Consider the following 277-nt stretch of genomic DNA (forward strand, 5'->3'; position numbering starts at 1 on the left):
CGTGTTGCAACATATACATTTGTTGTTTTTGAAGTGCTTTTTGCTTTTCCTTTTGTCAATATTGATGAAGGTACAATAATACCCGCTACACCGTCTGGTTTTAGTAATTGTTTACTTCTTTCAATAAAAAAAGCTTCAATACTATTGTTATTAGAGTAACTTTTATCTCCAACCATTTCAATAAGTTGATATCTTTTCCTATCTAATTCTGGTAAAGTTTCTAAAAAACCCTTTACACTATATGGAGGATTTGCAACTAAAATTGAAAAATCTTGAT

At 29.2% G+C, this 277-nt stretch carries 1 protein-coding gene; it reads right to left on the reverse strand.

What is annotated here, in order from left to right; genetic code table 11:
- A partial coding sequence (locus SCA31_RS23165; RefSeq protein ID WP_410699376.1) for an Eco57I restriction-modification methylase domain-containing protein occupies window positions 1-277 on the reverse strand: 277 nt, incomplete at both ends.

The sequence above is a fragment of the Chryseobacterium sp. SIMBA_028 genome, assembly GCF_046535285.1.
In the GTDB taxonomy this organism is placed as follows: Bacteria; Bacteroidota; Bacteroidia; order Flavobacteriales; family Weeksellaceae; genus Chryseobacterium.